Origin of the sequence: Amycolatopsis vastitatis, from assembly GCF_002234595.1 — a bacterium.
In the GTDB taxonomy this organism is placed as follows: Bacteria; Actinomycetota; Actinomycetes; order Mycobacteriales; family Pseudonocardiaceae; genus Amycolatopsis; species Amycolatopsis vastitatis.
The window spans coordinates 45,447-68,275 of record NZ_NMUL01000002.1 but is presented as its reverse complement, the minus strand read 5'-3'; the positions used below and the strand labels follow the sequence as shown (position 1 = coordinate 68,275).

Annotated in this window: 21 protein-coding genes; 15 read left to right on the top strand and 6 right to left on the bottom strand. The window is 70.3% G+C overall.

Annotation, left to right across the window (positions count from 1 at the left end; all coding sequences use genetic code 11):
• Positions 1–33 precede the first annotated feature (33 nt).
• From CF165_RS01660 to CF165_RS01645, 4 genes are read left to right on the top strand one after another with little or no spacing between them, the layout of a single operon-like run.
• On the top strand, positions 34–633 hold the full coding sequence (locus CF165_RS01660; RefSeq protein ID WP_240521422.1) for a hypothetical protein: 600 nt from the start codon (positions 34–36) through the stop codon (positions 631–633).
• A complete protein-coding gene (locus CF165_RS01655) occupies positions 634–1,800 on the top strand; it encodes a glutathionylspermidine synthase family protein (protein WP_093945614.1) in 1,167 nt (388 codons plus the stop codon).
• 44 nt (positions 1,801–1,844) lie between these two features.
• Positions 1,845–2,297 (top strand): DUF350 domain-containing protein, encoded by a 453-nt coding sequence (locus CF165_RS01650; protein WP_093945613.1) that lies wholly within the window; start codon positions 1,845–1,847, stop codon positions 2,295–2,297.
• Positions 2,298–2,336: 39 nt separating this feature from the next.
• Positions 2,337–3,242, top strand: a complete 906-nt coding sequence (locus tag CF165_RS01645; protein ID WP_240521421.1) for a haloalkane dehalogenase — start codon at positions 2,337–2,339, stop codon at positions 3,240–3,242.
• A 528-nt stretch (positions 3,243–3,770) separates the two neighbouring features.
• Here the strand turns inward: CF165_RS01645 and CF165_RS01640 are convergent.
• On the bottom strand, positions 3,771–5,063 hold the full coding sequence (locus CF165_RS01640) for an aspartate aminotransferase family protein (protein WP_093945611.1): 1,293 nt from the start codon (positions 5,061–5,063) through the stop codon (positions 3,771–3,773).
• A gap of 121 nt (positions 5,064–5,184) precedes the next feature.
• Here CF165_RS01640 and serS point away from each other — a divergent pair, with 121 nt between their 5' ends.
• Positions 5,185–6,447 carry a serine--tRNA ligase gene (serS, locus tag CF165_RS01635; protein ID WP_093945610.1) on the top strand — a complete coding sequence of 421 codons (1,263 nt, stop codon included), beginning with the start codon at positions 5,185–5,187 and terminating at the stop codon, positions 6,445–6,447.
• Positions 6,448–6,634: 187 nt separating this feature from the next.
• Positions 6,635–7,615 carry a DUF3558 family protein gene (locus CF165_RS01630; protein WP_093945609.1) on the top strand — a complete coding sequence of 327 codons (981 nt, stop codon included), beginning with the start codon at positions 6,635–6,637 and terminating at the stop codon, positions 7,613–7,615.
• Here the strand turns inward: CF165_RS01630 and lhgD are convergent.
• Together lhgD and CF165_RS01620 are read right to left on the bottom strand one after the other, a co-directional pair.
• Positions 7,612–8,802: an L-2-hydroxyglutarate dehydrogenase gene (lhgD, locus tag CF165_RS01625; RefSeq protein WP_093945608.1), complete on the bottom strand. Its 1,191-nt coding sequence runs from the start codon at positions 8,800–8,802 to the stop codon at positions 7,612–7,614. The genes CF165_RS01630 and lhgD overlap by 4 nt on opposite strands.
• 11 nt (positions 8,803–8,813) lie before the next feature.
• On the bottom strand, positions 8,814–11,969 hold the full coding sequence (locus CF165_RS01620) for an AfsR/SARP family transcriptional regulator (protein WP_093945607.1): 3,156 nt from the start codon (positions 11,967–11,969) through the stop codon (positions 8,814–8,816).
• Positions 11,970–12,096: 127 nt separating this feature from the next.
• On the opposite strand from CF165_RS01620, the gene CF165_RS01615 reads away from it, so the two are divergent.
• The 6 genes from CF165_RS01615 to CF165_RS01590 all read left to right on the top strand — a co-directional run bounded on the left by CF165_RS01615 (position 12,097) and on the right by CF165_RS01590 (position 17,125).
• A complete protein-coding gene (locus CF165_RS01615) occupies positions 12,097–13,230 on the top strand; it encodes a DegT/DnrJ/EryC1/StrS family aminotransferase (protein ID WP_167441311.1) in 1,134 nt (377 codons plus the stop codon).
• Between the two features lie 23 nt (positions 13,231–13,253).
• On the top strand, positions 13,254–14,183 hold the full coding sequence (locus CF165_RS01610) for an NAD-dependent epimerase/dehydratase family protein (protein WP_093945605.1): 930 nt from the start codon (positions 13,254–13,256) through the stop codon (positions 14,181–14,183).
• Positions 14,184–14,253: 70 nt separating this feature from the next.
• Positions 14,254–15,450, top strand: coding sequence for a glycosyltransferase family 4 protein (locus tag CF165_RS01605; protein WP_093945604.1), 1,197 nt, complete (start codon positions 14,254–14,256; stop codon positions 15,448–15,450).
• Entirely contained in the window at positions 15,437–16,060 is a 624-nt protein-coding gene (locus tag CF165_RS01600) for an acyltransferase (RefSeq protein ID WP_093945603.1), read from the top strand. Before CF165_RS01605 ends, CF165_RS01600 begins: the two co-directional genes overlap by 14 nt.
• Before the next feature lie 9 nt (positions 16,061–16,069).
• Positions 16,070–16,444 (top strand): hypothetical protein, encoded by a 375-nt coding sequence (locus tag CF165_RS01595; RefSeq protein ID WP_093945602.1) that lies wholly within the window; start codon positions 16,070–16,072, stop codon positions 16,442–16,444.
• Positions 16,445–16,525: 81 nt separating this feature from the next.
• Entirely contained in the window at positions 16,526–17,125 is a 600-nt protein-coding gene (locus tag CF165_RS01590; protein ID WP_240521420.1) for a Uma2 family endonuclease, read from the top strand.
• Positions 17,126–17,306: 181 nt separating this feature from the next.
• On the opposite strand, the gene CF165_RS01585 is transcribed toward CF165_RS01590, so the two are convergent.
• Complete coding sequence (locus CF165_RS01585) at positions 17,307–17,909, bottom strand: hypothetical protein (RefSeq protein WP_093945600.1); 603 nt, start codon at positions 17,907–17,909, stop codon at positions 17,307–17,309.
• A gap of 142 nt (positions 17,910–18,051) precedes the next feature.
• Here CF165_RS01585 and CF165_RS01580 point away from each other — a divergent pair, with 142 nt between their 5' ends.
• The 3 genes from CF165_RS01580 to CF165_RS01570 are packed head-to-tail and all read left to right on the top strand — an operon-like array spanning position 18,052 to position 20,700.
• Entirely contained in the window at positions 18,052–18,561 is a 510-nt protein-coding gene (locus CF165_RS01580; protein ID WP_093945599.1) for a SigE family RNA polymerase sigma factor, read from the top strand.
• The gene (locus CF165_RS01575; protein WP_093945598.1) at positions 18,558–19,268 is read left to right on the top strand and encodes a hypothetical protein; all 711 of its coding nucleotides are present in this window, start codon (positions 18,558–18,560) and stop codon (positions 19,266–19,268) included. Before CF165_RS01580 ends, CF165_RS01575 begins: the two co-directional genes overlap by 4 nt.
• A 40-nt stretch (positions 19,269–19,308) precedes the next feature.
• The gene (locus CF165_RS01570; protein WP_093945597.1) at positions 19,309–20,700 is read left to right on the top strand and encodes a M20/M25/M40 family metallo-hydrolase; all 1,392 of its coding nucleotides are present in this window, start codon (positions 19,309–19,311) and stop codon (positions 20,698–20,700) included.
• Here CF165_RS01570 and CF165_RS01565 read toward each other — a convergent pair.
• Positions 20,697–21,653: a Gfo/Idh/MocA family protein gene (locus CF165_RS01565; RefSeq protein WP_093945596.1), complete on the bottom strand. Its 957-nt coding sequence runs from the start codon at positions 21,651–21,653 to the stop codon at positions 20,697–20,699. The two genes, CF165_RS01570 and CF165_RS01565, sit on opposite strands and share 4 nt — an antisense overlap.
• The gene (locus CF165_RS01560) at positions 21,650–22,756 is read right to left on the bottom strand and encodes a DegT/DnrJ/EryC1/StrS family aminotransferase (protein ID WP_093945595.1); all 1,107 of its coding nucleotides are present in this window, start codon (positions 22,754–22,756) and stop codon (positions 21,650–21,652) included. The genes CF165_RS01565 and CF165_RS01560 overlap by 4 nt, the downstream gene beginning before the upstream one ends.
• Positions 22,757–22,829: the final 73 nt, after the last annotated feature.

The window sequence follows — 22,829 nt, the reverse complement described above, 5'->3', positions numbered from 1 at the left end:
GGTTTCGTGGTGGCCGGTGATTACGGAGCGCACATGACGCAGGACAGCAACGCTGGGGACCAGCCGCCCCCTGAGCCGCCAAAGCGCGGCTCGATGAGGTTCCAGGACTCCAACACCCAACCCCGCGAGCCCTCGCTCGCCGAGCAGCGCGCGCGTCAACAGGCGCTCGCCCAGGAGGAGCGCGACGAAGAGCTGGCCCGCCAGTCCGACGCCAAGGCGGCGACGCGGCGCAAGATCCTGATCGGCAGCGGCGTGACGGTCGGGCTCGTCGGCCTGGTCGCGACGTACTACACCGTCGCGAAGCCGACCGAAGTCACAGCCGTCTGCACCGACTCGAACGGTGTCGTCCAGAACGACGACAACTGCGACGAGAACTACGTGACCAGCCACGGCGGCCACGTCAGCGGCGGCTTCCTGTTCCTCCCGATCGGGGGCGGCGGCTTCAACAGCTACCGCTACAACTACGGCGGCAGCGGCACGATCGGGCAGCACGTGTCCGGTGGTTCGTACGACGCGCCGTCGTCGCGCGCCAACGTCACGACGAAGACCGGCAAGTCCGTCCAGCGCGGCGGGTTCGGCATCAGCGGCAAGAGCGGCGGCACGGGCGGCAGCGGCAAGAGCGGGGGATCGTAGGTGTACCGGGACCGGCGTGAGCCGCGGCGAGACTGGCAGCGGATCGTCGAAGAGCAGGGACTCGTCTACGGCACGCCGGCCCGCGACAGCAGCGGCCGGGTGCGGCCGTACTGGGACGAGTCCGTGCACTACGTCTTCGACATGGACGAGGTCCTCTCGCTCGAAGCCGACGTCGAACTGCTGCACTCGATGTGTCTCGAAGCCGTCGACAACGTCGTGACGACCGAGGGCTACCAGCGGTTCGGCATCCCCGAGTGGGTCTGGCCGCACATCGCCGAGTCGTGGAAGCGGCAGGACCCGCACGTATACGGCCGGTTCGACCTGCGCTACGACGGCAAGTCGCCGGCGAAGCTGCTGGAGTACAACGCGGACACGCCGACCACGCTGCTGGAGGCGTCGCTGCTGCAGTGGCACTGGAAGACCGACGTCTTCCCGGACGACGACCAGTGGAACTCGATCCACGAGAAACTCGTCGAGCGGTGGTCGTTCCTGCGGGACAAGCTGCCGTCCAACGAGCTGCACTTCACCTGGTCGGCGGCGGACCCGTCCGGTGAGGACAACGTCACCACGGCGTACCTGCAGGAGACCGCGGCCGAGGCCGGCCTCGACACGGTGGGCCTGGCGATCGAGGAGATCGGCTGGGACCCGCTGCTCAAGCGATTCGTCGACCTCGAAGAGCAGCAGATGGCGACCGTGCTGAAGCTCTACCCGTGGGAGTGGGTGGTCGACGAGGAGTTCGGCCGTCACGCCGTCGAGTCGCTGCCGCGGACGCTGTGGATCGAGCCGCTGTGGAAGATGATCCTCTCCAACAAGACGCTGCTGGCGATCCTGTGGGAGAACTACCCGGGCCACCCGAACCTGCTGCCCGCGTTCGCCGACGACCCCGGCATCCTCACCGAGTACGTCCGCAAGCCGAAGCTGGGTCGCGAGGGCGCGAACGTCCAGATCGTCGCGACCGGCTACGAGACCCAGACCGACGGCGTCTACGGCGCGGAAGGCTTCGTCTACCAGGCGTTCGACCCGCTGCCCGAGTTCGACGGCTACCGGCCGGCGCTCGGCGCGTGGATCGTCGGCGACAGCTCGGCCGGGCTGGGCATCCGTGAGACCGGCGGCCTGGTCACCGACGACGGTGCCGCTTTCGTCCCCCACCGCATCCCCGAAGCGTGATACAACACCTGCGCTGATCAGCTCTTTCCACCTGGGAGAAACTCGTGACCTCGACCCTTGCGCTGTCCGACACGTTCGGCTCCGACCTCGTGCGGGGGATCGGCGCGATCCTGCTGTACGGCGTCGTCGGACTGCTGCTGATGTTCGCCGGGTTCTACGCGATCGACTGGACCACGCCCGGCAAGCTGTCGAAGCTGGTGCACGCGGGCCTGCCGAACGCGGTGATCGTGACCGCGTCCGGGATGCTGTCGATGGCGTTCATCGTCGTCGTGGCGATCTTCAACTCGGCGAGCGACCTCACCGAGGGCCTGATCACGTCGCTCGTCTACGGCCTGATCGGGATCGTCGTCCAGGTCGTCGCGGTGCGGCTGCTGGAGTGGGCGACCCGGATCGACGTCGCCTCGACCATCGAGAGCGAGGAGTTCGCCCCGGTGAGCATCGTGGTCGCGGCGGCGCACCTCGGCCTGGGTCTCGTGGTGGCGGTCGGTATTTCCTGACCGTGGCCACGCTGGTCCGTTCGCACTAGCGTGGGTTCCGTGCGCCTGCTGAGGACACCGGACGACCGGTTCACGGACCTGCCCGACTTCCCCTTCGAGCCTCGCTACGCCGAACTCGCCGACCCCTACGGCGGCGTGATCAGAGTGGGGTACGTGGAGGCCGGGCCGTCCGACGGGCCGCCGGTGCTCCTGCTGCACGGCGAACCCAGCTGGTCGTTCCTGTACCGGAAGATGCTGCCGGTGCTGGCCGCGGCGGGGTTGCGCGCGATCGCGCCGGACCTGGTCGGCTTCGGCCGCTCGGACAAGCCGGGCGACCTGGCGGACCACACTTACGCCCGGCACGTCGAATGGATGCGCGGCTTCGCGTTCGACGCCTTGGACCTGCGGGACGTGACGCTGGTCGGCCAGGACTGGGGCGGCCTGATCGGGCTGCGCCTGGTGGCGGCGGAGCCGTCCCGCTTCTCGCGCGTGGTCGCGGCGAACACGGGCCTGCCGACCGGCGACGTGGACATGCCCGCGGTGTGGCATGCGTTCCGGGAGGCGGTGCAGAAGGCACCGGTGCTGGACATCGGACGGCTCGTCCAGTCGGGCTGCGCCACATCGTTGCCTGATCCGGTCCGGGCGGCGTACGACGCGCCGTTCCCGAACGAGATGTACAAGGCCGGCCCCCGAGCGATGCCCTCGCTGGTGCCGTACCGCCCGGACGACCCGGCGTCTTCGGCCAACCGCGACGCGTGGAAGACGCTGACCGAGCTGGACCTGCCATTCCTGGTGGCCTTCTCCGACGGCGACCCGATCACGGGCGGAATGGCGCCGGTGCTTCAGCGCTCGATGCGTGGCGCGCAGGGGTTGGAGCATCCGGTGATCGCCGGGGCCGGGCATTTCCTGCAGGAGGACGCGGGCGAGGAGCTGGCCGAGCACGTGGCGCGGTTCGTCCGGGGCTGAGCAGCCCCCGTTTTCCACGCTAGCGGAGGGTACCGACGGAATCGGTGCCCTCCGCTGCGTTTGTCCACAGGGGCCGCTCAGCGTCGGGGTTGTCCACAGGGGCCGCCTGGCGCCGGGGTTTTCTGCAGGGCCCGCCCGGCGCAGACCGGCGGCCGGCAGCGCAAGACGACCTCGACGTCACCAGACCTCCCCCGCCCCTCGTCCAAGCCGCACTTCAGTCGACGGTCGACTGACACTCCCACCGGAGGGGCGGGGGAGGTCGGACCCGCTATGCCGCGGATTGCAGCAGAAGAAAAGACTGTCCTCGCCGGACGGGCAGGCTCTGGGATGGCCACCCCGATCGCTGTCCTCCCACCTTCTCGTGGGGGCCGCCGGGTGGTCATCCCGTCGCCTGATTGAGGCCTATCACTTTGAGCCGGGCCCGCAAGCTTGCGTCGTCTTCTCGCGTTGGTCCTTGGGTTGCGGGCCCGGCTCAAAGTGATTTCGCGGCCTCAGGCGACGGGATGACCACCCAGCTCCTTTATGGAGTCAGGCGAGCGCTGCGTGCGTTGCCGCCAGTGAGTCCGTCAGGATGTCCAGCCCTTCCTGGGCCTCTTCTGCCGTGAGGGTCATTGGGGGGCCCAGGCGCAGGACGTTGCCGTGCAGGCCGCCCTTTCCGATCAGCAGGCCTCGCTTCTTCGTTTCCTCCAGCATCCGGGCCGCCGCTGCGACGAACGGCTCGGTTGTGCCCGGCTTGATCAGCTCCACTCCGATCATCAGGCCCTTGCCGCGGACCTCCGCCACGATCGGCGAGGAGATCGAGCGCAGTCCTCCAAGCAGTTGCTCGCCGCGGGCCGCGCAGTTCGCCTGCAGGTCGTGGTCCTTGATGTAGTCCAGGACCGCCGTCGCGCCCGCCATCGAGACCGGGTTGCCGCCGAACGTCGAGAAACTTTGGGCCTGGAAACAATCCAGGACGTCTCCGCGGGCCACCACGCCGCCGACCGCGAGGCCGTTGCCCAGGCCCTTCGCGAACGTCATCATGTCCGGTGTCACGCCGTGGGCCTCGATGCCCCAGAAGTGCTCGCCCGTGCGGCCCCAGCCGGTCTGGACCTCGTCCGAGATGAACAGCACCCCGTACTCGTCGAGCACCTCCTTCATCGCCCGGAACAGGCCGTCCGGGGGGAGGCTGAACCCGCCCACCCCCTGGATCGGCTCGGCGATCAGGCATGCCACGTCGCCTGCCGTGGCCGTGTCCAGCACGTCCACCAGGTCCGCGACGCACGCGTCGATGTAGTCCGCGTCCGACATGTCCCGGAACGGGCTGCGGTACCGGTACCCGCCGTGGACGTAGTTGACCTTGACCGGGCTCAGCGCCGACGCCGACCAGCCGCGGTTGCCGGTGATCGCCACCGTCCCGAACGAACGCCCGTGGTAGGAGTTCCGCATCGCCAGCACCTGGTTGCTGCGCCGGAACTGCGTCGCGAGCATCAACGCCGTGTCGTTGGCTTCGCTGCCGGAGTTCGTGAAGAACACCTTCGCGTCCGGGATGCCGGACAGCTTCGCGATCCGCTCGGCCAGCTCGACCTGGGACCGGATCAGGTACAGCGTCGAGGTGTGCAGGATGCCCGTGTCGAGCTGCTTGCGGACCGCGTCGCCGATCTCCGCGACGTCGTAGCCCATCGAGTTGGTCAGCACGCCGGCGAAGAAGTCCAGGTAGGTGCGCCCCTGCGCGTCCGTCATCCGCCGGTCGTGCGCGTGCACGATCTCGATCGGCTCCTCGTAGAGCAGGGACATCCAGCTCGGCATCACTGCGCGGTGGCGGGCCAGCAGCTCGTCGGTCATTCGGACGCCTCCTCTGCGAGTCTCCAAGGAGTATGGGGAGGCCGTGAACAGCCCTTCAACGATCAGACTGTCGGGATAACCCAGTAGGGACGCACAGTCTGTACGGACTACCCTCTGACCCGTGATTGACCCCAGGACTCTGCGCGATGACCCGGAAGCCGTGCGCGCGTCGCAGCGCGCCCGTGGCGAGGACGAAGGAGTGGTCGACAAGCTGCTCTCCCTCGACACCCGCCGCCGGTCTTCGATCGCGGCCGCCGACAAGCTGCGCAACGAGCAGAAGCTCCTGGGCAAGCAGATCCCGAAGGCGCCGCCGGAGGAGAAGCAGCAGCTGCTGGCCACGGCCAAGGAGCTCGCCGCGCAGGTCAAGGCCGCCGAAGTAGAGCAGAACACCGCGTCGGAGGAGTTCGACCAGCTCTTCCGCACCTTGCCGAACCTCGTCCACCCGGACGCGCCGGTCGGCGGCGAGGACGACTTCACCGTCCTCAAGCACGTCGGCGAGCCGACGAAGCTCGGCTTCACCCCGAAGGACCACCTCGAGCTGCTCGAAGGCCTCGGCGGCGTCGACATGGAACGCGGCGCGAAGGTCTCGGGCTCGCGGTTCTACTTCCTCACCGGCGTCGGTGCGCAGCTGCAGCTCGGCCTGCTCAACATGGCCATCGCGCAGGCGCTCGAAAACGGGTTCACGCCGATGATCACGCCGTCGCTGGTGCGCCCGGAGATCATGGCCGGCACCGGCTTCCTCGGGCAGCACTCGAGCGAGATCTACCACCTCGAGGACGACGACCTCTACCTCGTCGGCACGTCGGAGGTGCCGCTCGCCGGCTTCCACGCCGACGAGATCCTCGACCTCGACGACGGCCCGAACCGCTACGCGGGCTGGTCGTCCTGCTACCGCCGCGAGGCAGGCTCGTACGGCAAGGACACCCGCGGCATCATCCGCGTCCACCAGTTCGACAAGGTGGAGATGTTCGTCTACGCCAAGCCGGCGGACGCCGAGGCGGAGCACGAGCGGCTGCTCGGCTGGGAAGAGCAGATGCTGGCGAAGATCGAGGTGCCCTACCGGGTGATCGACACCGCGACCGGCGACCTCGGCACGTCCGCGCACCGCAAGTTCGACTGCGAGGCGTGGATCCCGACGCAGGAGACCTACCGCGAGCTGACCTCGACGTCGAACTGCACGACGTTCCAGGCCCGCCGCCTGTCGGTCCGCTACCGCGACGAGAACGGCAAGCCGCAGATCGCCGCGACGCTCAACGGCACCCTGGCCACCACCCGGTGGATCGTCGCGATCGTCGAGAACCACCAGCAGGAGGACGGTTCCGTCCGCGTGCCGGAGGCGCTGCGCCCGTTCGTCGGCGGCAAGGAAGTCCTGACGCCCCGCTGAATCCGGTGGATCCGCGGTGCTGCTCCGTTCGTCCCAGTACAGTCCGGGCCGAACGGGAGGACTCATGCGGATACTGCGCCGATCTTTGCCAATCCGGCCGGCAGCCACGGCGGACCAGCGGCCAGTGAGCGGATGCGCTCCGGCCCGTGTCCGCCTACTTTCGGCCGGATTGGCAAAATGGCAGGTCATGGCGGTCTTCGCGGCCGTGACCGTGGTGACCGGCTGCACGGTGACCGTCGGCGGTTCGGCGTCGCCGGTGCCGGGCCAGGGCCCGGTGGCCAAGGCCGTCGACGCCTGCTCGCTGCTGAGCCCCGACCAGGTCGGCGCCCTCGGCTACCAGAACCCCGGTCGCGCGGTGAAGGAGAACAAGGAGTCCGACCAGCCGTCGATGTGCCTGTGGAGCAGCACGGACGACGTCGACCCCTCCTCGGTGCTCAACGTCGGCATGACGACGTCGATCACCCTGGACGACTACCTGGCAGGCGCGCTCCGGAAGTCCTCGCCCCAGCAGCTCGGGGGCCTCAGCTGGACGCAGTACGCGTCCGTCCTCGGCGACGACTGCGTCATGTACACCGTGCTCGGGGCGAAGTCGTTCGCGTACGTCAGCGTCTCCGGGCCGCCGATCGAGAAGTCCTGCGAGCTGGCCAAGGCGGCCATCCCGCAGGTCGCCGAGCACCTGCCCGGCGGCAAGCCCGCGCCGTCGATCACGCCGTCGCGGTCGTCGAAGCCGGAGCCGGGCGGGCCGCTGCTGTCGGTGGACCCGTGCACGATGCTGAAGCCCGACCAGGTGGCCCAGCTGAAGGACATCTCGCCCAACGGTGAGAAGGACAGCTCGTCCACGGTCCCGAACGCGACCTACTGCCTGTGGGACGACACCGACGGCGACGAAGGCCAGAAGGCGTTCGAGGTCTGGCTCGGGCCGAGCACGCCGGCCGGCGAGTGGCCGGGCACGAAGGACGTCCCCCCGACCGAAACCGTCGACGTCGGCGGCAAGAAGTGGGGCGTGTTCCCGAACATGGGCGGCCTGCGGGTCACCTGCGGCGCGACCCTGGCGATCAGCGAGACGTCTTCGGTGGAGGTGGTCAGCGGGTTCATCGGCGACGACACCAAGACGTGCGACCTCGTCAAGCAGGGCTTGCCGCTGGTGACCGCGAACCTGCCGGGCTAGCTGTCCGAAGACACCTGGTCGGCGATGTGGCGCGCGATCTCGAGCGCGCTCGTCGCGGCCGGCGACGGCGCGTTCAGGACGTGCACCTGGTCGCGCGCGGTTTCGATGAGGAAGTCGTCGACGAGCGAGCCGTCGCGGCGCATCGCCTGGGCCCGCACGCCGGAGCCGTGGCGGACGATGTCGGCTTCGGTGACGGCCGGGACGAGCCGGGCGAGGCTCGCGGCGAACCGCTTCTTCGAGAAGGAGCGGCGGACCTCGTCGAGCCCGGTCGGGAACGCGTACTTGCGCGCCAGCCGCCAGATCCCGGGGAAGGCCGCGACCTCGGCGACGTCCTTCGCGGAGAAGTCGGTCCAGCGGTAGCCCTCGCGCCGCAGCGCGAGCACGGCGTTCGGGCCGGCGTGGACACTGCCGTCGAGCATGCGCGTGAGGTGCACGCCGAGGAACGGCAGCGTCGGGTCCGGCACGGGGTAGATCAGGCCCTTGACGAGGTGCCGCCGGTCCGGCTTGAGCTCGTAGTACTCACCGCGGAACGGCACGATCCGCGCGGACGGCGTCAGCCCGGCCAGCCGCGCGACGCGGTCGGAGTGCAGGCCGGCGCAGTTGACGAGCCCGTCGGCGACGACGACGTCGCTGCCGGTGGCGACCTCGACGCCGCCGTTGCCGCGAGCGCGGATGGCCACCGCGGGACTGTCCAGCCGGAGGTCGACGCCGGCCTCGTCGAGCAGCCGGACGAGCGCCTGGCAGACGCCGGGGAAGTCGATGATCCCGGTCGACTCGACCCGCAGCGCGGCGACGCAGGACACTTCGGGCTCGTACTCACGAGCTTCGGCGGGGGAGATCTTCTTCGCCGGGACGCCGTTGGCTTCGGCCCGCTCGGCGAGGGTGTTCAGCGCGGGAATTTCGCTGTCCCGGGTCGCGACGACGAGCTTCCCGCACACCTCGACGGGCACGCCGTACTGGCGCGCGAAGTCCACGATGGACCGGTTCCCGGCGACCGACATCCGCGCCTTGAAGGAACCCGGCTTGTAGTAGAGGCCGGCGTGGACGACGTTCGAGTTGTGCCCGGTCTGGTGCGCCGCCCAGCGGGACTCCTTTTCCAGCACGGTGACGTCCAGCCCGCGCCTGGTCAGCTCCCAGGCCACGGCCAGACCGACGATCCCGCCCCCGACGACTACGACGTTGCGCACGATCGACCAGGCTACGCGAGCGGGGAAGGGGAAGGATCAGCGGCTGAGCCGGTCACCTCCGCCAGCCCGGCCGTGGTCAGCGCCTTCTGGGCACTCATCCCCAAGCCGGTGCCGTAGGCGCGCTCGAACCCGTCCGCCCCCAGCGACTCGCGCACCCGGGCCCGCACCGCCGACACGTCCAGGTCGCCGGCGATCGGCGTCCCGCGCATCCCCGCCGCCGCGCCCAGCAGCACCGCCGCCTGCGCCGGCTGGGCCGCGGCGCCCGCCATGCCCTCCAACGCGGCCGCCACCACGTCACTCGCGTGCCAGTGACGGCCCAGCACCAACGCGTCGCGGTGCCACGCGGCCGCTTCTGCGGCCTGGCCCTCCGCCAGCGCGAGCCAGCCCAGCGAGACCATCGCCATCGCGCGGACCGTCTCCGCCGAGAACGAGCCACCCCGGCACTCCGTCAACGCGCGCTCGCACCACTCCCGCGCCGTCGCCGGATCACCTTCGTGGCGGGACAGGTTGGCCAGTCCGATGTACGCCGACGCGCGCGATTCCGGCATTCCCGTGCGCCGGGCCATCGCCGCCGCCAGTTCGTAGTCCTGGCGGGCACCGCCGAAGTCACCGGACAGCAGCCGGGTCCAGGCGCGGCGGGTCATGAGGTCCGCGGCGTCGTCCGTCGCGCCGATCTCGTGCATCAGGCCCAGTGCTTCGTCCATCAGCGGAAGAGCGGCGTCGTGCTCGCCGCGCCAGGTCAGCAGCTGCGACAGGTGGTCGAGCGCCATCGACAGGCCCCACCGCTCGCCCAGCGCCCGGAACTGCGCCGCCCCTTCGCGCAGCCCTTCCTCGGCCGCGGCCAGGTCGCCCGTCATCATCGCCCGCAGGCCCATCCCCGTCGGCAGCAGCGCCCAGGTCCACGGGTCGCCGTGGGCCAGCAGCGCTTCGCCGCGGCCGAGCAGCTGCTCGTCGTCATCCGGCGGACCGGCGACCACGCCCATCAGCATCACCAGGATCGGGTTGCGGGGCGCCCAGTCCACGCTCGTCGCGTACCGGTGGACCATCGGCAGGTACTGCTCCAGGGACTCGTCCGGATGCGCCGACATCGCCCCGAGAACGCACACCAGGAACTCTTCGACGTACTCCTCGCGCAGGTCCGGCGGGCACCGCGAGACGACAGCCAGCGACAGCCCGGCGCCCTCGAACCGCCGTCCGCGCATCCACCAGTACATCGCCAGCGGCGGCACCAGCCGCAGGGCGAGCACGACGTCGTGGTCGGTGGCCCAGCGCAGGGTGGCCAGGAGGTTGTCGTACTCGGCGTCGATCCGTGCCAGCCACTCCAGCTGGGCCGCGGTCCGCAGCATCGGGTCGGCTTCTTCGGCGAAGCGCAGGAAGTACTCGGCGTGCGCGCGGTGGAACGCCTCGGTTTCGCCCGCTTCGGCGAGCTTCTCCGCACCGAACGCGCGGATCGTCTCCAGCATCCGGAACCGGCCGCCGACGGCCTCCACCAGCGACTTGTCGGCCAGTTCGAGCAGCAGGTCACCGTCGGCCCCGCACACTTCGGCGGCGGCCGCGGCGGTCGCGCCGCCGGAAAACACCGTCAGCCGACGGGCCAGCTCGCGCTCCTCGGCGCCGAGGAGGTCCCAGCTCCACTCGACGACGCCGCGCAGCGAGCGGTGCCGCGCCTCCGCCGTCCGGCTGCCGCGGGCGAGGAGCCGGAAGCGGTCGTCGAGCCGGGCGGCGATCTCGCCGAGCTCCAGGGCCCGGACACGGGCCGCGGCCAGCTCCAGGGCCAGCGGCAGGCCGTCGAGGGCCGCGCAGATGTGCTGGACGTCGCCGATCGTCGATTCGTCGACCGCGAACGCGGGGTCGCTCGCGGCCGCCCGGTCGGCGAAGAGCCGGATCGCGGGGAACTCCGTGGCTCGCGAGGCGGGCGTCCCGGGCGGCGGGACGGCCAGCCGCGGCACTGGTGCCAGCTGCTCGCCGGTGATGCCGAGCGGCTCGCGGCTGGTCGCGAGCACCCGCAGGCCCGGGCACGCGGCGAGCAGCCGCGCGGTCAGCCGGGCCGCGACGTCGACGACGTGCTCGCAGTTGTCGAGCACCAGCAGCGTCGAGCGGTCGTGCAACGCCGACACCAGCCGCTCGAGGGGGTCCTGGGGGCCACCGCGGGCCGCGGCCAGTGCGGCGGTCGGCGCGTCACGCAGGCCGAGCGCGCTCAGCACCGCGCGGACGACGTCGGGGCCGCCGTGCGGTGCCAGCTCGACGAACGCGACCGTCCCGGCTTCGGCCGCGGCGATTTCCACGGCCAGCCGGGTCTTGCCGGTGCCGCCCGGCCCGGTCAGCGTCACGAGCCGGTTGCGCGCCAGCAGCTCCGCCACCTGCCGCAGCTCGTCGCCGCGGCCGACGAAGCTGGTCAGCTGCGCGGGCAGCGCCGGGATCACCGGCTGTTCGGTTTCGCCGCGGAGCACCGCGAGGTGGGCTTCGGCGAGTTCCGGGCCGGGGTCGGCGCCGAGTTCGTCGGCCAGGGTGCGGCGGGCGTCTTCGAACGCGGCGAGCGCGTCGGCCGGCCGGCCCGCGGCGGCCAGCGCCCGCACCAGCTGGGCACGCGGCCGTTCCCGCAGCGGCTGGGCGGCGACGGTCTCCCGCAGCCCGGCGAGGACGTCCTCGGCCTGCCCCAGTGCCAGCCGGGCCTCGACGTGGTCGTCCGCCGCGTCCGCCCGCAGCTCCTCGAGCCGCGCGGCCTGGGCGGTGGCGAACGGCGCGTCGGCCAGGTCGCTGAACGCCGTCCCGCGCCACAACGCCAGCGCCTCGCCGAGCACGTCCGCGGCTCGCGCGTGCTCGCCGTTCTTCAGCAGCGCCCGGCCTTCCCGCGCAAGACGTTCGAAGGCGAGAACGTCCACTTCGTCCGGTTCGACGACGAGCCGGTACCCGGCCGCGGTGAACTCGACCGGCGCCAGCTCCTTCAACGCCGTCCGCAGGCGCGAGACCTGGGACTGGAGCGCGTTCGCCGCGCCGTCCGGCGGATACTCGCCGTACATGCCGTCGATCAGCCGTTCGGCGGGCACGAACCGCCCGGCTTCGAGGGCGAGCAAGGCCAGCAGCGTCCGCGACCGCGGGCCGCCGATCGCGACCAGTGCGCCGCCCGCGTCCCATGCGGCGACGGCCCCCAGCACCCCGAATCGCATGGGCCCAGCGTAGGACGTCCTTCGGCACGTGGTGGGCGCCATTCGAAAGTCGACTTCGGCGTGGGCCTGTGAATCACCTGAGCGTGCGTCTATACACTTCGCCGGGTCCCCACGCAATGGGAGAGGTATGTCGTCCGAGAGCATTGCCCTAGGTCAACCCACCGTGGGCGAAGAGGAGCTCGCCGCCGTCGCCGAGGTCTTCCGGTCCGGCTGGCTGGCCGGTGCCGGACCGGCGTGCCGTCGCTTCGAGGAGCGGTTCGCCCAGGTCACCGGCACGGCGCACGCGTTGACGACCGCGAACTGCGGCTCCGCGCTCTTCCTCGGCCTCAAGGTCCTGGGCGTGCGGCCGGGTGACGAGGTGATCGTCGGGGACTACACCTTCCCGGCGACCGGCCACGCCGTCGTGCAGGCCGGCGCGACACCGGTGTTCGCCGACATCCGCCCGGACGTGTTCAGCGCCGACCCGGCGCACGTCGAGTCGCTGATCACCCCGAAGACCGTCGGCATCCTCGCCGTGGACGTCGCGGGCCAGCCCGGCGACTTCGACGAATACCGCGCGATCGCCGACAAGCACGGCCTCTGGCTCTTCGAAGACGCCGCCTGCGCCGCGGGCGCGACGTACAACACGCGCCCGGCCGGCAGCCTCGCCGACCTCGCCGCGTTCTCCTTCCACGGCCGCAAGGGCATCACCGCCGGCGAGGGCGGCGCGCTGGTCTCCGATCGCGAAGACCTCATCGCGCACGCCCGCAAGCTGCACACCTACGGCATCGAGCCGGCGATCAGCCGCGAAGGCTCGAACACCCTGCCCATCCCGGAGTTCCACGAGCTCGGCTACAACTTCCGGATGTCGGACGTCCAGGCCGCGATCATGAACGTCCAGCTCGACCGGCTGCCGGACCTGCTCGCGGCCCGCCGTTCGGTCGCGAAGCGCTATCACGAGGCCTTCGCCGAAGTCGACGCGCTGACCGTCCCGGTCGAACTGCCCGACCGCGAACACCCCTGGCAGGCCTACCTCCTCACGGTCGCCCCGGAGATCAGCCGCGACACCCTGGCGCTGCGGATCCGCGAGCAGGGCGTCCAGTGCAACTTCGGTACCTACGCCTCGCACCTGCAGCCGATCTACGGGCCTCAGGCCCCGCTGCCCGTTTCGGCGGACGCGTTCGCGCGTCAGCTCGCCGTCCCGATGCACGCCAACCTCACCGACGCCGAAGTCACCCGCGTCGCCGAGGTCGTGCGCGAAGCCGTGCAGTCCCTGTCCTGAAGCCACCGACCGAGGAGAATTTGGTGTCCGACAAGAAGGTGCTCTTCACCGGGGGCGGTGGCTTCATCGCCGCGCACGTCATCCCGCTCCTGCTCGAGAGTGGCTACACGGTCCGGATCTTCGACAACATGACCCGCGGCGACCGGTCCCGCGTGAACGAGTTCGTCGCCACCGGCAAGGTCGAACTCGTCGAAAAGGACGTCCGGTACGGCGGCGCGGTGCGCGAGGCGATGCGCGGCTGCACGCACGTCATCCACTTCGCGACGGTGTCGATCAACAAGTCGATCGCCGACCCGCACGAGTCGATCGACATCAACATGATCGGCAACCACAACGTGTTCGCCGCGGCGGCCGACGAGGGCGTGGAGCGGCTGGTGTTCGCTTCGACGGCGTCGGTCTACGGCGACCCGAAGCGGCTGCCGATGCACGAGGACGACGAGCTGCGCCCGCTCACGCCGTACTGCATCTCGAAGCGCGCGGGCGAGGACCTGCTCGGCTTCTACGAGCGCACCCAGGGCCTGTCCTGGAACGCGCTGCGGTTCTTCAACGTGTACGGCCCCGGCCAGAAGATCGAGGCCTACTACACGTCCGTGATCAACCACTTCATCCAGCGGCTGCGCAACGGCCAGCCGCCGATCATCGACGGCCGCGGTGACCAGTCGATGGACTTCGTGCACGTCACCGACCTCGCGCGGGCCGTCCTCGCGGCGCTGGAGTCGGAGAAGGCGAACGTGCCGATCAACATCGGCACCGGCATCGACACGTCGATCGCGGCGCTGGCCAAGATCCTCATCGAGGCCGTCGGTGTCGACGTCGAGCCGCTGTTCAACGAGCGTGACGTGCTGGTCTCGCGGCGCGCCGCCGACATCAGCCGCGCTCGTGACGTGCTGGGCTGGGAGCCGCTGATCACCGTCGAAGACGGGATGCGGGACCTGGTCAAGGAAACCGAGTGAATACCGCCGACGTGCTCTTTCCCGCGGAGGCGGCATGAATTCAGTCGCGGGGCCTGCCCGAGGACGTGCGATGCGCGTCGCGGTGGTGAACAACTTCTTCCCGCCGCGGGTCGGCGGCAGCGCGCACATGGCGGCGTCACTGGCGGCGCAGTTCGTCCAGGCCGGGCACGAGGTGCTGGCGATCACCGCCGCCTACGGCGAGGCGCCGGTGGAGGAGGAGCGCGACGGCTACCGCGTCGTGCGCCTCCCGGCGGTGAAGATGCCGCAGGTCGGGCTGTCGATCGACTTCGACATGAGCTTCGCGTCGCTGCGGCCGGGCAACTGGCGGCGGCTGTGGAAGCTGCTGGACGAGTTCAAGCCGGACGCGATCCACCTGCACGGCCAGTTCTTCGACCTGTCCTGGCTGGCCGGGATCTACGCGCGGCGCCACGGCGTCCCAACGCTGCTGACCATCCACACCCTGCTGATCAGCGACAACAAGCTGTACGGCGGGGTGTTCCGGCTGCTCGACGCGGTGCTCGTGCGGCCCATCCTGAACTACATCCGGCCGCGGTACGTCATCCTCGACAAGCTCGGCGTCGACTACTGCGTCGAGCGGTACGGCACCAGCGACGCGAACTCGGAGTACTTCCCGATCGCCGTCGACACCGGCCACTTCGCGAAGCCGGTGACGAAGGACGTCCGCGCGGAGCACGGGATCGGCGACGAGCCGCTGATCGTCTCCCTCGGGCACGTGATCCCGCTGCGCAACCGGCTGCCGCTGATCGAAGCTCTGCCGTCCATTTTGGACAAACATCCCGGTGTCCGGGTGGTCGTGGTCGGCCGCGTCTACCACGACGCGTTCCTGAAGCGGGCCGCCGAGCTGGGGGTCTCGGACGCCCTGGTCGTCGCGGGCCCGGTGCCGAAGGAGGACGTCCCGGCGTACTTCGCGGCGGCGGACATCGTCACGCACGACCTCAACGGCGGCTGCGGCACGGCGTCGCTGGAGGCGATGCTCTCCGGCACGGCGACGATCGCGTCGGTCACCGAGGACAACTACCCGGGCATCGAGCTGCGCAACGGCGAGAACATTCTGCTGGTCCGCCCGGACGACTCGGAAGCGGTGGCCCGCACGGTGATCGAGCTGCTCGACGACGCGGAGAAGCGGGCGCTGATCGCGCAGCGCGAGAGCGAGATGGTGCGGTCGAACTTCGGCCTCGACGTCGTCACCGAAGAGCACCTGAGGACGTTCGAGAAGCTGGTGTCGGAAGCCGATGTTCTTCGATGACGAGCGCAGCCACCGGCTGCGCCCGCAGATCCTGACCGAGCTGGTCTCGCAGTACATGAACGACGCCGAGCGGGCGGCGTTCTACGGGCTGCCCTCGACGTGCCGGGTGCGCGAGCGCGTGAAGATCATCAGCCCCGAGAACCTGAAGATGGGCGAGCACTGCTGGATCGGCGAAGGCGCGGCGCTCGACGCGAGCGGCGGCCTGGAGATCGGCGAGCACACCAGCATCGGGCTGAACACGCTGATCTTCACGCACTCCAGCTGGCTGGCGAACATGACGCTGCAGAACCACTCGGGCAGCGACCTGATCGAGCGCAAACCGGTGAAGATCGGCAAGGGCTGCTTCATCGGCGGCCTGGTGGTGATCATGGCGGGCGTGACGATCGGCGACTTCGCCACGGTGCAGCCGAACTCGGTGGTGGCGAAGGACGTCCCGCCGCGGACGCTGGTGGCCGGCAACCCGGCCCGGGTCTTCCAGCGCTACGACGAGGAGTACATCCAGTCCGAAGTGGACCGGGTCCGCGCGGAGAACGCCCGCCGCCGGGAGATCGCGGAGGAACGCGGCCAGTCTCCCGGCTGGGGCGCGCCGCCGGGCGACTTTTCGGAGTAGCTTTCGCGGGTGACTGGGGAATCCACCGCGGGCCGTCCTGACGACCGCCTGCCGTCCGTCCTGCGCTTCACGACCGAACTCGTCGCCTGGGTGGCCACGCCATGGGCACTGGCCGGGCATTCCTGGCTGCTGGCGGCGCTGTCCGTGGTGGTGCTGATCGGCCTGCCGACGTGCTTCTCGACACCGGGCGACAAGGCGAAGGTGATCGTCGCCGTGCCGGGCTGGGTGACGATCCTGCTGGTGCTGCTGCAGCTCGTCGCCGCGGTGGTCAGTTCGTGGATCGCCTGGCCTGCGTGGGCGGCGATCGTCGTGAGCGTGCTGGCGGCCGCCACAGTGGTCACCGAGCGGCAGCGCTGGCGGTGGCTCGCTGTTCGGCGTTTGTGACAGTTTGCGCTGGTAGGGCCCCATTGGGTGACTACTCAGAGCAGTGGCAATACGGCAGGCTGCGTGAGAAGATGACGTCCAGTGACCGAAGACAGGAGAAGGCGGTTGAGTGTCATGGAATGGCCTCACCATCTCCTGTCCCTCGACGACTGGATCGAACTCCCGGAAATGAAGGAGTTCCATGTCGAAGTGGTCGAAGGGGTCCTTCTCGTGTCGCCGCGCCCGTTGTCGTTCCATCAACGTGCCGTCACGCGGCTGACCTATTGGCTCGACGAGCAGATCCCGGGCGAGTTCACTGCACTACAGGAGACCGAGATGGTGGTCGCCGAGGTGCCGCTCACCGTGCGCGTACCCGATGTGATGGTGGTACCGACCGCTCTCGTGGAGGCGAATCCGGCCCGGTTGGCTGTCGGTGAGGTACGACTGGCCGTCGAAGTCCTGTCCGAGGGGAGCAAGCGGACCGATCGGGTCACGAAGTTCTCCGAGTACGCCGAGGCCGGGATCGAGCACTACTGGATCATCGACCTCGACCCGCCGGTCAGCATGACCACCTACAGGCTGGTCGAAGAGGACTACGAAGACTTCGGCGAACAATCCGGCATCGCCAAGCTCGAGTTCGCCGGTGCCGAACTCACCATCGACCTGAACGCCCTCATCACTCGGCACGCCCAGCGGCCGTAGCGCTTACCGAAGTGGATGACGGCGGCGCCGGCGTGGTCGCCGACGCCGCCGTCGCGGAGCCGCCCCGACACGCTGTGACCCCGGTCAACAGGCATGCGGCGGCGAAGAGAGCCCCCGAGTTGCGTCCGGAGGACAATCTAGCTCTCAGTCACGTCCCGTGGGATTGCGGTTACGCAACGTTTCAGCCGTGGCCGACGCCCGTGTCGCCCGCCGGGAGTTCGTTGCCCGCCGCGTCGTAGGCCTTGAGGTTCTCCGGCTCGGCCACGCCCGGGTTGAACCAGAACACGACCACGTTCGGGTCCGCGCTCCAGCGCGCCTGGTGCGCCACGCCCGTCGTCCCCCAGATGCGACCCGTGATCTTCGCGGCCGGGCCGGAGTAGTAGCCGAAGGTCGGCACGTCGTGCCCGTTGATGTTCAGGCCGCCGGACACCGCGTGGAAGCCCGGTGCCTTGTCGGAGCCCGTCGTCTCGTTGGCGATGATCAGGTCCGTCAGCCGACCCGCCGCGTCACGCGCGCCGGCCATGATGCCGAACGTCGTCTCCGGGAGCCGCGGTTCCTGCAGCTTCACGCCGTAGAAGACCACGTCGCCGAAGCCCGACGGGATGACGTCGCCCAGTACTTCGTGCTGGGACGCCGCGACGCGCGTGGGCGGCGGCGAAACCGGTGCGGCCACGGTGTCCGCGGCCGGTGCCGCGGCGGCGTTCGCGGTGGCCAGGACACCGGACACCACCAGTGCGCCACACGCGGCGACGGCCGCGCCGGCGACGAAAAGTCGTTTCTTCATCGGCTTTCTCCCTCAGTCGGCGCCCCGGCCGAGCCGGGGCGCAAGATCGTCCACAGCTCAGTACGGGCGTACGCTCGGAAAGGTTGAGGGCAACCTTTCCGCCGCCCGGCCGTCAGTGAAAACGGACGAAAAGAGGTGACGCATGGCGCGCGGCGACGAGGAGTTCGCGGAGTTCGTCCGCGTTTCGTCGGCCCGGCTCACCCACGCCGCGTACCTGCTCACCGGCGACCGCCACCAGGCGGAGGACGCCGCCCAGACCGCCTTCACGCGCACGTACGCGGCCTGGTCGCGGGTCCGGCACAAGGACGCCTACGGCTACGCCCGCACCGTCCTGGTCAACCACGTCATCGACGGCTGGCGGCGCCCCATCCGCGAGTACGCCACCGAGGTGCTGCCCGAGCAGCAGGACCGCCTCGACGTCGACAAGGCCGTCACCCAGCGCGCGTGGCTCACCGCGGTGCTCGAGAAGCTGACCGACCGCGAACGCGCCGTCGTCGTGCTGCGGCACTTCTTCGACCTGCCCGAAGCCGACGTGGCCCGTGAGCTCGGCGTTTCGGTGGGTACCGTGAAGAGCACCAACTCGCGGGCCCTGGCCAAGCTGAGGGTCGAGGTCGGCCCGGAGGACACGCTGATCGGAGGGAGCGGGCGATGAACGATCTCGACGACTTCCGCGCCGCCCTCCGGCAGCCGCCCGACGAGCCCTTCGCCGAGCCGGACCTGGCCAGGATCATGGCCGACGGCACCCGGCTCCGGCGCCGCCGCCGCGTGCTGACGGGCACCGCCGGGATCGCCGCCGCGGCCGCCGTCGTGCTCGTGGTGGTGTTCGCCGTCCAGCTGCGGCAGCCCGCGCCCGCCCCGGTCGCGCAGCCGCCGTCGCCCCAGCCCGCCTTGTCGACAGCGGCCCCAGCGCCGCACGCGGAGCAGCCGATCGGCGAGGTCGTCGGCACCGGGATCCGGACCTCTGCCGGGGAGCTCGTCTTCTACGCGCGGGCCCTCGACCTGCCGGAGCTGCCAGGCGTCCGCTTCGGCCTGGTGGCCGGCTTCCGGTCCGGGACCTCGCTGCAGGCCGTGCTGGTCACGAACGAGTTCCGCGGCTCCGACCGGTCGTTCGGCTTCCACGCCACGGACGGCGGCGAGACCCTCGAGGGCGAGGTCATCCCGGTCTTCGGCTACTTCGCCGGGCCGGCGACCAAGATCACCACCACGGTCCACGGCGCCACGGTGGAAGCCAAGCTGGCGAAGTGGACCGCCGATCCGAACGTGGTCATCTTCTGGTTCAACCCCGACCAGGTCCCGGACTCCGCGTCGCTGACCCCGCTCGTCGCGTACGACGCCAACGGCGAGCGCCTCACCAAATAGGCGGTACACGCGGACGCGCGGCGGGCGTAAGAACCCCACCGTGACCTCTCGACGAGCGTTCCTCACCGCGTCGGCCGCGACGGTGGCGGCGTCCGCGACCGGAGTCCCGGCCGGCGCCGCCGAACCGGGGGACCGCGGGCCCGGCGCCCCGGTTCGCCCCCAGCGCCCGGATCCGGAGCAGCGTGCCTTGCTGCGCCAGGTCGACGAACGGCGGATCGAAGCGACCGTCCGGCGGCTGGCCGCGTTCGGCACCCGGCACACGCTGTCCGCGCAGGACGACAGTGCCCGCGGCATCGGCGCCGCCCGTGACTGGCTCTTCGCGCAGTTCCAGCAGGTCGCGGCGGCCTCCGGGGGACGGCTGAGCGTCGAACTGCAGTCGTACGTCCAGCCGCCGGCGGACCGGATCCCGGTGCCGACGAAGATCACGAACGTCGTCGCGACGCTGCGCGGGTCCACCGATCCCGGGCGCGTGTACGTCGTTTCGGGGCACTACGACTCGCGCCGTTCCGACGTCATGGACTTCACCGGGGACGCGCCGGGCGCGGACGACGACGCTTCGGGCGTCGCGGTCTCCCTGGAGCTGGCCCGGGTGCTCTCGACACGGCAGCCGCCCGCGACGATCGTCTTCGCCGCCGTCGCGGGCGAAGAACAGGGCCTCTACGGCTCGCGGTACCTGGCGCAGCAGTTCAAGGCGGCAGGCACCGACGTCCAGGCGATGTTCACCGACGACATCGTCGGCTCCAGCCGCGCCGACGACGGCACGCGCGACCCCTTCACGATCCGCCTGTTCGCCGAGGGCGTCCCGACGGCGGAGACGCCGGCCGAAGCGAACCTGCGTCGCAGCATCGGCGGCGAGAACGACTCCCCGCCGCGGCAGCTGGCCCGGTTCGTGAAGTCCGTGGCGGAGAACGACGCGACCGGCATGACCGTGCGGGTCATCTACCGGCGCGACCGCTACCTGCGCGGCGGCGACCACATCGGCTTCCTCGAGCAGGGCTACCCAGCGGCGCGGTTCACCGAGCCGAACGAGGACTTCGCGCACCAGCACCAGGACGTCCGCGTCGAGAACGGCGTCCAGTACGGCGACCTGCCGGAGTTCTGCGACTTCCCGTTCATCGCGCGGGTGGCGCGGGTGAACGGCGCCGCGCTGTGGTCACTGGCGACGGCGCCGGGCACGCCGAAGGCCGTGAAGATCCGCACGGCGGCCCTGACGAACGACTCCGAGCTGCTCTGGAACGCCACGCCGGGCGCCACGAGCTACGAGGTCCTCTGGCGCGAGACGACGGCCCCGGACTGGACGCACGCGATCGACGTCGGCCCGGCGCTGACGGCGAAGATCGACCTGTCGAAGGACAACGTCTTCTTCGGCGTCCGCGCGGTGGGCCCCGGCGATCGCCGGAGCCCGGCCGCGTTCCCGGTGCCGGTGAGCTAGGCCGCGGCCTGCGTCAGGACCTGCTCGACGACGTGGTGCGACGGCAGGATCAGGTCGCGCTCGGTGTCGGCGTCGATCTTGCCCTCGAGGAGGTCGCAGAACCGGTCCAGCTGGGTCGCGAGGGGCTCCCGGGCCGTGACGAGCTCCGGGATCTCGATGACCGTCTGCTGCCGGTAGCCGAGGCCGTCCGGGGTGACGGAGTCGTGCGAGACGTGCCGGTAGATCGTGACGTCGCGGCGCAGGAGGTCGATCTCGATCAGCCGGTCGAGCTCCGACACCATCAGCGACCGGACCTTCCGCTGTCCCAGCCGGGACGCCGACACCGTGGCCAGGCCGGTCGGGAACGACAGCACCGTCTCGATGGTGTCCTCGGCGCCTTCGGCCGACTGCGGGTGGAAGTAGCCCGCGCCGGACGTCACGCGCGACGGCGTCGCCCCGCCGAAGAACTGGATCGCCAGGTCGACGTCGTGCACCAGCAGGTCCCACGCGACGCCGGTCTTGATCCGCGGCGCGTACGGGCCGTGCCGCCGCGCCATCAGGTGGATCGGTTCCTGCACCAGCGCCAGCGCGGTCATGACCGCCGGGTTGTAACGCTCCAGCAGCCCGCACATCAGCGGGATGTCGTTCTTCGCCGACAGCGAGACGATTTCCTGGGACTTCTCGAAGCTGTTGCAGACCGGCTTCTCGACCAGCATCGGCTTGCCCTGGCGGAAGATCTCCTGCGCCAGGTCGTAGTGCACCTCGGTGGCCGAGGCCAGCACCACGGCGTCCACATCGGACAGTGAGCCGAGCTCGGGCGTCCACTTCGTCTCGTACCGCTCGGCGACGGCCCGGCCCGCTTCCTCGCGCGGATCGATCACGCGGACGAGATCCACGCGTTCGTTCCCGGCCAGCACGCGTGCGTGCAGCGATCCCATGTTCCCGGTCCCGACAACAGCGATCCGATGCGTCATGCGCCCAGTACCTCGCGAACTGTCTCGATGATGGTGTCCAGGTCGGACTCGGTCAGGTGCGGGTGCACCGGCAGCGACAGCGCCTGCTCCGAGACGGCGCGAGCCACCGGGAAGTCCTCGACGCGCGCGCCCGGGATCAGGTCGTGACCCGCGTAGCAGTCGTAGTCGAAGACGATCTTGGGGTAGTAGATGCCGTTGCCGATGCCGCGTTCGGTGAGCGCCGCGGCGAGCTCGTCGCGCGAGAGGAACGCGTGCGGCCCGACCAGCACGGTGTACTGGTGCCACACGTGCTCGCGGCCCGGCAGCACCTTCGGGACCTCGAGGCCCGGCGTGCCCGCGAGGCCCTCGGACAGCCGCTTCGCGTTCGCCTGGCGGGCGGCGGTCAGCTGGTCGAGCTTCGCCAGCTGCGGAATGCCCACGGCGGCGTGCAGGTCGGTCATCCGGTAGTTGTGGCCGGCGACCTCGTACTGGTAGCGGGCGCGCATGCCCTGGTTGCGCAGCACGCGCAACTTGTCGGCCAGCGCGTCGTCGTCCGTGGTGATGACGCCGCCTTCGGCGGTGGTGATGTTCTTCGTCGCGTACAGCGAGAAGCAGCCGATGCCGAACGAGCCGGCCTGCTTGCCCTCGAACGACGCGCCGACGGCCTGCGCGGAGTCCTCGATGACCTGGAGGCCGTGCTCGGCGGCCAGGGGCGCGAGCTTGCCCATGTCCGCCGTCTGGCCGTAGAGGTGCACGGGCATGAGCACCTTCGTGCGGTCCGTCACGGCCTTGGCGACGGCGTCGGGGTCGATCGCGAAGTCGTCGCGCCGGATGTCGGCGAACCGGACGGTCGCGCCGGCCTCGAGGATCGCGTTCAGCGTCGCGACGAAGGTGAACGGCGAGGTGATGACCTCGTCACCCGGCTTCAGGTCCAGCACCTGGAGCGCGGCGACCAACGCGGTGGTCCCGTTGTTCACCGCGATCGCGTGCTTCGTCCCGGAGACCGCCGCGAAGGCGTCTTCGAAGCGCTTGACCATCGGTCCCTGTGCGATGGCGCCGGAGCGCAGCACCTCGACGACGAGGTCCTCCGCGTCGCGGACGTCGACCACAGTGATGGGGATCATGGGCAGTCTCTCTCGGCAGGCGATTTCGGTGCGTCCGGTACAGTGAGCCGCCGGTTCTGCGCCCGGCCGCCCT

Coding starts and splice junctions, on each gene's coding strand:
- CF165_RS01615 (WP_167441311.1), top strand. CDS start 12,097: ATGTCGTCCGAGAGCATTGCCCTAGGTCAACCCACCGTGGGCGAAGAG.
- CF165_RS01575 (WP_093945598.1), top strand. CDS start 18,558: ATGAACGATCTCGACGACTTCCGCGCCGCCCTCCGGCAGCCGCCCGAC.
- CF165_RS01565 (WP_093945596.1), bottom strand. CDS start 21,653: ATGACGCATCGGATCGCTGTTGTCGGGACCGGGAACATGGGATCGCTG.
- CF165_RS01620 (WP_093945607.1), bottom strand. CDS start 11,969: ATGCGATTCGGGGTGCTGGGGGCCGTCGCCGCATGGGACGCGGGCGGC.
- CF165_RS01605 (WP_093945604.1), top strand. CDS start 14,254: ATGCGCGTCGCGGTGGTGAACAACTTCTTCCCGCCGCGGGTCGGCGGC.
- CF165_RS01600 (WP_093945603.1), top strand. CDS start 15,437: ATGTTCTTCGATGACGAGCGCAGCCACCGGCTGCGCCCGCAGATCCTG.
- CF165_RS01640 (WP_093945611.1), bottom strand. CDS start 5,063: ATGACCGACGAGCTGCTGGCCCGCCACCGCGCAGTGATGCCGAGCTGG.
- CF165_RS01560 (WP_093945595.1), bottom strand. CDS start 22,756: ATGATCCCCATCACTGTGGTCGACGTCCGCGACGCGGAGGACCTCGTC.
- CF165_RS01580 (WP_093945599.1), top strand. CDS start 18,052: ATGGCGCGCGGCGACGAGGAGTTCGCGGAGTTCGTCCGCGTTTCGTCG.
- CF165_RS01630 (WP_093945609.1), top strand. CDS start 6,635: ATGGCGGTCTTCGCGGCCGTGACCGTGGTGACCGGCTGCACGGTGACC.
- CF165_RS01660 (WP_240521422.1), top strand. CDS start 34: ATGACGCAGGACAGCAACGCTGGGGACCAGCCGCCCCCTGAGCCGCCA.
- CF165_RS01585 (WP_093945600.1), bottom strand. CDS start 17,909: ATGAAGAAACGACTTTTCGTCGCCGGCGCGGCCGTCGCCGCGTGTGGC.